This window comes from Bacillus sp. CDB3, from assembly GCF_002081505.1.
In the GTDB taxonomy this organism is placed as follows: domain Bacteria; phylum Bacillota; class Bacilli; order Bacillales; family Bacillaceae_G; genus Bacillus_A; species Bacillus_A cereus_AT.
Map to the genome: position 1 here is coordinate 1 of NZ_ALBR01000038.1, position 9721 is coordinate 9721.

A 9721-nucleotide genomic window follows, 5' to 3' on the forward strand; every position below is an offset into this window, starting at 1 on the left:
TACAACTTTACGATCTTGTAAATAGTTACACGATTGTCAAATGAATAGTAATAAAATGAGAATTAGATGAGAAAAGTTTAAGCCCATTTTCATATTGATGTTGTATACTGTGTAAATCAAGAACACTTGTATCTTTATTTAAAGTACAATGAGAAATAATAAGGAGAGAGTAATATGAATTACACAGTATTTCAATGGATTAATAACTTTGCTGGATCATCCAAGCTATTAGATACGCTAATGATCGCTATTACAAATAGTGTTCCATATGTAGCTATTCTATTCATGCTTATCCTATGGTTCAATAATGGAAAGAAAGAGAATGCAATTAGAAAACAATATACAGTGTTATATACGACACTTTCAGTTAGTATTGCATTATTAGTAAATGTTTTTATACATGCGGTATATTACCATCCGCGTCCTTTTATAACACATCATGTAAATCAATTAGTACCGCATGCAGCAGATTCATCATTTGTAAGTGATCATTCTGTACTTGTATTTTCGATTGCTTTCGTATTTATTCTAAGAGGAGAAAAACTTAAATATATCGCGCTTATCTGGGCAATATTAGTTGGTGTATCACGCATGTACGTAGGTGTTCATTATCCTCTAGATATACTTGGTGCTGCGTTCTTAACATTTATTACAAGCGGTTTAGTAATGCAAAGTACACGTATATTTGAGCCGTTAGCAAAATTTATTTTCAAAATGTATGCACTAGTAGCAAAACGAGTTCCTTTTTTAGCGAAATATAATCATATAGCTTAATCGTAAGAACCTACAAAAAGTAGGTTCTTTTTATTTGAAAATTCTTAAATTTCACTTACCGTATTTTATATTAAAAATATAAAATACGAAAAAACAGATAACAATACAGCTAGTTTTCTTATTGTTATAGAGGAATTACTAAAAAAACTTCGAAAAATATAGTATCTAATATAATAAAGAACATATTTAAAAACACATCTTTGCATTAATACATTGGAAAAGAAAGGAGATAAATATGCATAAACTTCAAACGAATAAAGGCGCTCGATATATGATGATTGCTTTTATTGTTTTGTTTCTTACTATGCTTTTACGTATATTTTATATTCAAGCAGTAGGAGTCGTACATAATGTTAATGTAAAGGATCTTGCAAATGATCAACAAAACAAAAATGGAGTTTTGGAGGCAAATCGCGGGACGATTTATGATCAAAACGGTAAAGTATTAGTCCAAGACTCAACAACATATCGCATCGTTGTAAATTTAAAAGGAGCAGATAAATTAAAAGATAAAGAAGATACTGCACAACGTTTAGCAGATGCGCTTGAGGTTGATAAAGAAGAGATCATGAAAAATTTTCATGAAGGACGTACACAAGTTGAAATTGGTAAAATTGGACGTAACTTGTCTAGAGAAACGAAGGAAGAAATTAATAATTTGAAAATACCAGGTGTATCTTTCACAACAGAAAAAGCCAGAGTATATCCAAATGAAGATTTCGCCTCGTATATACTTGGTTTTGCAAGACCAGACGATAAAGGTAATGCGGAGGGGAAATTTGGGCTCGAAAAAAGTTTAGATAAATATTTGCGCTCTACAAATGGTAATGTTTCATATGTAGGTTCACGAAAAGGAATCCCACTTACAAATGACATAGGAAAAGTAGAACCCGCTAAAAATGGGAACAACGTATATCTCACATTAGATAAACAAATTGATAGTTTTTTAGAAGAAGCAATGAATAAAACGCAACAACACTATGAACCTTCTATGTTAATAGGTATTATAGCGGATCCAAAAACCGGGCAAATTTTAGCAATGTCTAGTAAGCCTAGTTATAATCCTAACAAAGGAGACATTGAATATTTTTTAAATGATCCAATTGCGAATGCATACGAACCAGGATCTACAATGAAAGTATTCACATTAGCTGCCGCAATTAATGAAGGTGTATATAATGGCAAAGAATATTTCCAATCAGGAAAATACGCAGTTGGTTCAGCAGAAATCAAAGATCATAATGGTGGATATGGATGGGGCTCAATTACATTTGATGAAGGGTTTGAAAGGTCATCGAACGTCGCCTTTTCTATTTTAGAAGACCAATTACTGAAACCAAATAAATTCAAGCAATATATGAATAAATTTGGTTTCAATCAAAAAACAGGTATAGATTTGCCTGGAGAAAGTAAAAATACATTATTGTTAAATACTCAAATCCAACAAGTTACTACTTCTTTCGGCCAAGGCTCTACTGTAACTCCTATTCAAATAGTACAAGCAGCCACAGCTATAGCAAATGACGGAAAAATGATGCAACCATATATTGTTGATAAGGTTGTAAATCCAACAAATAAACAAGTTATTATGGAAAATCAACCTAAAGAAATTGGGAATCCGATAAAAAAAGAAACCTCAGAAAAGGTAAGAGGCTTAATGGAGCGAGTAATAACTTCATCAAAAGGAACGGGAACGATGTATAAAATTGATGGTTATTCAATTGGCGGTAAAACAGGAACAGCGCAAATCCCCAATCCTGAAAATGGACGATATATGGAAGGAAAAGAAAATTATATTTTTTCATTCTTAGGAATGGCTCCAATTGATGATCCACAATTAGTCGTATATTTAGCCATTAAGCAACCTAAATTAAAAGGAAATGAATACGGTGCCCAGCCTCTTGCTGAAATTTTCAAACCAGTTATGAAAAATAGTCTAGAATATTTAAAAGTGAAACCATATACAGAAAAACAAATGACTGATGCAACGAAACAATCCCAATTAAAAGTACAAAATTATGAAAATCAATCGATGGTTACAGTAGAAAAAAGTGCAGAAAAAGAAAAACTTCAGCCAGTAATATTAGGAGAAGGAAAGCTAATAAAACAATATCCGCAGTCTGGCGAGGTAATGAGTGAAGGCGATCGTATATTTCTATTGGGGACTAACGCAAAAATGCCAAATTTAAAAGGGTGGTCAATGCGTGATGTTATGTATTTCTCTAAACTATTGAAATTAGATTTAAAAACTTCAGGGACGGGCTATGTAACAAATCAAAGTATTGAAAAAGGACAAGATTTACAAGAAGGTGATACTTTAGAATTAGAATTAGAACCGCCACTACAACCGTTAGCAGAGGCAAATACGAATTAATTCGGACATTTTGAAGGGCCTATATATAATAGGCTTTTTTTAGATTTTTAAGTAATTTCACGCACCGTAATTTTCAGAAAAAATAATAAATAAGACTATTAACGATAGCGCGACTTTAAATATCTGATTATTCGTTATTTACAGTTAGATAAATATGTGATAATATGGAAAAAATCAAATGCAGTGAAGAGAAGAGTAAATAAAATGAATTTTTCACAGAGAACTCCATTTAGCTGAAAAGGAGTAAAAATTCTTTATTGAACCAAACCTCTGAGCAGCACATCGGAACCTTTTACATGGGGGTGGTGTGACGGGAGCTCCCGTTATAGGGCTAAGGTATAATTAATACATGCAGTACCTTACAAGGTTAATATGGTGACATATTAACAAACTAGGGTGGCACCGCGATGATAAATCTCGTCCCTAAGACTAAAAAGTCTTGGGGGTGGGATTTTTTTATTGTTTTAAAACAATTTAGAAAGCGGGTGCCTAAAGTGAAAAAAATACTTGAAGATTGGAAATATCCTTTATTACTACTGTCCGGAGTAGGTATTGCAAATTTAGGTGCATGGATTTACCTAATAGCACTTAATGTACTTGTCTATAATATAGGCGGCTCAGCCTTAGCTGTTGCTACTTTATATGTGATAAAGCCATTAGCCACGTTATTTACAAACGCTTGGTCAGGAAGTATGATTGATCGTTTAAATAAACGAAAGTTAATGATTCACCTCGATATATATCGTGCAGTATTTATTGCTATTTTACCCTTAGTTCCATCCCTTTGGATTGTCTACCTCTTAGTATTTTTTATAAGCATGTCCAGTGCGATTTATGAACCAACTGCTATGACATATATGACGAAATTAATTCCAGTAGAGCAAAGACAACGTTTCAACTCACTACGTAGTTTAATAGGGTCTGGTGCATCTTTAATTGGTCCAGCGGTAGCGGGAATATTGTTAATAGCGAGTACACCAAATTTTGCAATATATATGAATGCTATAGCATTTCTGTTATCGGGGTTCATTACATTACTTTTACCTAATCTTGATAAAGAATACGATTCTAATACATCAAGTGATAAATTGTCTCTAGCCTTACTAAAAAAAGATTGGAACATAGTTTTAAGTTTTAGCAAAAAATCTGTGTATATAGTATGTGTTTACTTCTTATTCCAAGGGATGATGGTATTAGCTACCGCAAATGATTCACTTGAACTATCATTTGCGAAAGAAATTTTATTGTTAACAGAAAGTGAGTATGGCTTTTTAGTTAGTATCGCTGGAGCGGGTTTTATTTTAGGAGCCATAACAAATACAATTTTATCAAAAAAATTAGCACCTTCATTTCTAATTGGAATAGGATCATTATTCATTGCAATCGGATATTTGATTTATGCCTTTTCAAATGAGTTTTTAATGGCTGCTATCGGATTCTTTATTTTATCTTTCTCTATGGCATATGCAAATACAGGATTTTACACATTTTATCAAAATAATGTTCCTGTTCATATGATGGGACGGATCGGAAGTATATATGGGCTTGTTATTGCGGCAATAACCATTTTTATAACGATTCTGTTCGGCGTTGCAACTCAATTCATTTCTATACAACTTGTAGTCATTGTAGGAGTATTGGTAATGCTACTTATTACTATTATATTGTGTGCGTTTACCTTATTACCTTCAAGGTCCAAGGTATATTCAACTGAATCAATAGATTCGAAATAATTTTCTTTTTTACAATTAATGGCACGTAAGAAGAGGGTTCTTCCATCTATATATTGAAAAATAATTAGGTGGAAGAACATTATTGAATGATAAGGGTGGTTGTCATGATCAATACAAATGATGTGGTTGCGAAAATTGTCAAAGAATTACACCAAGAATTAGAGTTTTCCGGGGCAATCTTAATAAAAAGAGAAAATGACATTATCTACGAAAATTCGTTTGGATATGCTAACCGAAGTGAAGGTATAACCAATACACTACAAACAAGATTCGGAATTGCTTCAGGATGTAAAATATTTACTGCAATCGGCATATGTCAACTCGTTGAGAAAGGTTTACTTTCTTTTCATACAAAGTTAACAGATTGTTTAAGTATTGAATTTCCAAACTTCGATAAAGACATTACAATACATCAACTTTTAACGCATAGCTCTGGTATTCCGGATTATTTTGATGAAAGTATTATGGATAATTTCGAGGATCTTTGGAAAAAAACGCCGATGTATCTATTAAAAGGTTTAAGAGACTTTTTGCCATTATTCCAAAATAGCAATATGATGTTTGCCCCAGGAAGTAAGTTTCATTACAACAATGCAGGGTTTATCATACTCGGATTAATTATAGAACAACAGACAGGATTTGAATTTACGGAATATATAGAAAGGAATGTATTTGTTCCAGTTGGCATGAATGATTCAGGCTATTTCTCTTTAGATAATTTACCAAAACATACAGCTCTCGGATATATAAAGGATGTAAATAGTCAAAAATGGAGAACAAATTCATACTCTATACCTATTAAGGGAGGTGCTGATGGCGGTGCCTACGTTACCGCACCAGACATGTTGAAATTTTGGAAGGCTCTATTTAGCAATGAAATATTAAGCCACCAATTTACAAATTTACTTTTAACTCCTCATATTTCGGTGAATAATAACCAGTCTTACGGTTATGGAATATGGATTGAGAAAAAACAGAATACCATTTTTAAATACCATGTAATGGGCTATGACCCAGGCGTCAGTTTTCGTTCGGCTGTATACCCAGACTTAGGAATTTCATTAGTTATTCCATCAAATAAAGGGGCAGGACCTGAAAAATTCATGGTAGAAATAGAAGGAGCTTTTTAATTACATGGATATAAAAATTAGAGCATATAAAAAAGAAGACGAAATAGGCTGGGTACGTTGCCGTGCGTTATCTTTTTTAGATACAGCATATTATGATAACGTATTTAGAGAGAAAGAAAAATATGAAAATCCTGCTATTGAATTAGTAGCTGTATATGGAAATCAAATTGTGGGTTTAATAGATATCGAATACGAATTAGAAGAACGTACTGTTTGTTCAAGAGGGACTGGTCTTGGCGGTATGATTTGGCATATTGCAGTTCATCCGGATTTCCGTAGGATGAAAATTGGTGATCAACTATTACATGAAGCAGAAAAGTTAGCGAAAGAACTTAACCTAAATCGCCTGGAAGCATGGACTAGGGACGATCTATGGGTACATGGATGGTATGAAAAAAATGATTTTGTAAACGTAGATTCATATTTACACGTTTATTCCGATCATACAGACGAAATAAAAGGTGTAATAAATAGTAATATAAAACAGTTATATCCGGTTCAAACATTCGCTCATTACACAGGTGAAAATAAAGAAGAGATAAGGCAAAAGTTTAAACGGGTTCATGATTGTATCTGCTTTGAAAAATATTTTAGTTAATGTGTGATAAGCGATAAATTAAAAACCTTCGTTTAATTTACAAAATGAAGGTTTTCTTTAATGGACTGTAATTCTATACAGATAAAAAACAAATTATACGCACGTAAATTTTTCAGTTGGATATTTAAGTTGCAATTTGTATGGTTATATATAAAAATAATGATATGTAGTTTTGATATTGATCTGAAGGGATGTGTTAGCAGTTTGCATATGATCAGCGGTAGCGTGTTTATTGTTTTGGGAGTTATCTGTTATTTGATTGTACGAAGTATTTTAATTGGGATGAAAAATAAAAAGCATGTAAATTGGTGGAAAGAATTAATTAGTTTTCTATTTGTGGTATACATTTGTATGGTTGTTGCAGTAACTTTATTCCCTTTACCAATTGGTTTTCCTTCTAGTATTGAAAATCTTAGTCGTTCAGTCAATATTATCCCCTTTACATCAATTATTAAAGATATTGGTAAAATAGGGAGTGCTTATGATGGTGATGTCCTATTTATGACTAGTTTAATCGTAAGAAATGTAGGCGGGAATATTTTATTATTAATGCCTTTAGGATTTTTAGCACCAATAATATGGGATACATGTAAAAAGAGCAAAAATATAATTTTATTAGGTTTTGTTATATCAGTTTGTATTGAATTATTACAATTAATTGAGTCGTTATTTAGTGGATGGGGTCGCATTACTGATATTGATGATGTAACCTGTAACGTTCTAGGTTCTATTCTTGGATTTATTATTTATAAAATGGCTTTAAAACTAGCTGCTAAATTTAACATTCAAGTATTAGATAAGGCTAATTCTAAAGGTGTAGAATCTATTGATAACTAAAAGTTTAAACGAGTTGATGGATATACTTGTTTTGAATAAAGGTATTAAAAGACGTACGAGTAAAAAGTACGTCTTTTTACTTTTATAAATAATGCTTAAGACTGATGGAAGATTACATTCCATATTTTACAATTAAAAGTGGCTATTGCATTTCAAGTATGGAATAAAGAAAGGAGAATATAATTTTTAAAGGGAAACGTGTAAATAGGGGGAATTTAATTGGATATTATCGTTGTTATTCTTATTATAGTTTTAATGCAAGGTAAAGAACGTAAAGTGAAAATTAATCGTATTTGGCTCGTTCCAGCTTTATTGTGCTATGTAACAGTTCAGTCCATTGTTCACATGGAACAAGTAACTTTATTGCAAGGACTTCTCTTCGTTGCAATGCTTGGAATTGGATTGGCCCTGGGGATTATTAGGGGGAAATCTTTAACATTTCGGTTAGATAGTGAAACAGGTCATGTATTACGAAAAGGAAATTGGTTAAGTACAATTATTCTCCTTGTTATTTTAGGTGCAAAAATCGTGATTAAGCAAAGTATGTTTTCTGGCAGTACGCATTCCACATTAATGGTTGTAACGAATGCTTTTTTATGTATTACATTAGGTACCGTGATTAGTAGACGTTATTATATTTGGAAAAAATATAATGAATTAACACAAAAAGTAATAAAAATATTCATCCCTTGTTTATCAATACTGTGAACGGTAATACTAAATAACATTGAACTTTTACAACAAGGGATGATACTATGATATTCATTTACACAGATTTCGGCGGAACACATACAACATCACTAGCTGCAGCGTATCATTTGAATAAATTACCAACTGATCGTAAGCTAACGAAAGAAGAAATTTTGAATGTAGATTACTTCAATAAATTAAAAACAGAAGATATGGGGAAAATTATTTTTCATGGAATAGACGAAAATGGTAATCCTGTTTATACGATTGGATGCGGCGCATCAAAAGTTGTTGTACCTGCGATGAAACATTTAGGAGAGATTCTGCAAAAACATTATCAAAGTCATGAAAAGATTATTTTTTCTAATACATCACCAACAGTGCCTTTACCAATGACTTTCGGTGGTCTGTTTTCTAGAAGGTTCCACATTGACTTTATCGGAGTACCGTTACTTGTATGGGGAGCAAAAATTTGCTGTGATAACATACAAAGACTTGTTAATTATACGAAAGAAGCTGGCCGATTGACGAATGATTATGTTGTAATTTTAGATAATGAAACTTTTAAATAATGTATTATTAGGGGGAAATCGGGGAAATATCCTGATTTTCTTTTTATTTGTGAAATAGACAAACAATATTCACATTTATCATATATCTACTATAGCCAAAATATTAAAGTCCTGTTACTATTACAGGGGATATTCTCTTTTCATAAGATAAATATATAGAAAAGTCAGAAAAGAGGAATTGAATAAGGGAGGAACAACATGAAGCGTGTTGCTTGGATTACTGATAGTACAACTGCGAGTTTTACAACAGAAGGAGATAACTTTGTTATCCCAATTGAAGTTATTATCGATGGAGTGTCGTATAAAGATTGCGAAGAGGGAGTTCATGAACGTCTTTATGAAGCGTTAAATGACGGAAGAACGGTTACTACTTCACAACCTAACATAGGAGAAATGGTAGAGTTATTTACGAAATGCAAAGAAGAATATGAAGAAGGCTTTGCAATTGCTATTAGCGGAAAAGTAAGTGGGACCTATCAAAATATGAAGCTAGCTGCTGATATGGCAGGTTTCCCTTTAACTGTATTAGATAGTGAAACGACAAGTTATCCAATGGATGAACTTATGAGAAAAGCTAAAACGTTATACAATGATGGTATGACTTTACAAGATATACACAAAACATTAGTAGATGAAAAAAGAAGACCTTATTATGTATTTCCAAAGAGCTTAAAAGGTTTATATGCAAGTGGTCGTGTAAAGGGAGTTCAATTTTTACTTGGAAGTTTATTAAGTGTCAACTTAATCTTAGAAGTAAAAGGCGGAGAACTTTTACTTGAAAAGAAAGTGCGTAAAATACAAAAATGTAGAGAATACATTAAAAATGAGCTTGAAAAAGAATTACCAAAAGTACTTCATATGTTCTATGCTAACGATAAAGATGGAGCTGAGGAATGGATTTCAGATATTAAACAATCATTCCCTGAAATGGATTTCAAACTGTATCCATTACCAATTTCATTTGCTGTTCATGCAGGTGAAGGAACAATTGCAATAAGTTATTATAAAAAAAC

General features: G+C 32.2%; 9 protein-coding genes and 1 other annotated feature. All 9 genes read left to right on the plus strand.

The window, feature by feature from the left end; all coding sequences use genetic code 11:
- The first annotated feature begins 174 nt into the window (after positions 1–174).
- The gene (locus CDB3_RS10985; RefSeq protein WP_128854506.1) at positions 175–774 is read left to right on the plus strand and encodes an undecaprenyl-diphosphatase; all 600 of its coding nucleotides are present in this window, start codon (positions 175–177) and stop codon (positions 772–774) included.
- A 235-nt stretch (positions 775–1009) separates the two neighbouring features.
- A complete protein-coding gene (locus CDB3_RS10990) occupies positions 1010–3148 on the plus strand; it encodes a penicillin-binding protein (RefSeq protein WP_128854507.1) in 2139 nt (712 codons plus the stop codon).
- 174 nt (positions 3149–3322) lie between these two features.
- Positions 3323–3576, plus strand: a binding site (T-box leader).
- 66 nt (positions 3577–3642) lie between these two features.
- Positions 3643–4881 carry an MFS transporter gene (locus CDB3_RS10995; RefSeq protein WP_128854508.1) on the plus strand — a complete coding sequence of 413 codons (1239 nt, stop codon included), beginning with the start codon at positions 3643–3645 and terminating at the stop codon, positions 4879–4881.
- A 104-nt stretch (positions 4882–4985) separates the two neighbouring features.
- Complete coding sequence (locus tag CDB3_RS11000) at positions 4986–6011, plus strand: serine hydrolase domain-containing protein (protein ID WP_128854509.1); 1026 nt, start codon at positions 4986–4988, stop codon at positions 6009–6011.
- A gap of 4 nt (positions 6012–6015) precedes the next feature.
- Complete coding sequence (locus CDB3_RS11005; protein ID WP_128854510.1) at positions 6016–6609, plus strand: GNAT family N-acetyltransferase; 594 nt, start codon at positions 6016–6018, stop codon at positions 6607–6609.
- A gap of 210 nt (positions 6610–6819) precedes the next feature.
- The gene (locus CDB3_RS11010) at positions 6820–7446 is read left to right on the plus strand and encodes a VanZ family protein (RefSeq protein WP_372708533.1); all 627 of its coding nucleotides are present in this window, start codon (positions 6820–6822) and stop codon (positions 7444–7446) included.
- A gap of 219 nt (positions 7447–7665) precedes the next feature.
- Positions 7666–8154, plus strand: coding sequence for a CcdC protein domain-containing protein (locus tag CDB3_RS11015; protein ID WP_128854511.1), 489 nt, complete (start codon positions 7666–7668; stop codon positions 8152–8154).
- A gap of 47 nt (positions 8155–8201) precedes the next feature.
- Positions 8202–8708 carry a DUF3189 family protein gene (locus CDB3_RS11020; protein WP_097829299.1) on the plus strand — a complete coding sequence of 169 codons (507 nt, stop codon included), beginning with the start codon at positions 8202–8204 and terminating at the stop codon, positions 8706–8708.
- A 198-nt stretch (positions 8709–8906) separates the two neighbouring features.
- Positions 8907–9721: DegV family protein (locus CDB3_RS11025; protein WP_142263483.1), on the plus strand; the 815-nt coding region annotated here is incomplete at its 3' end.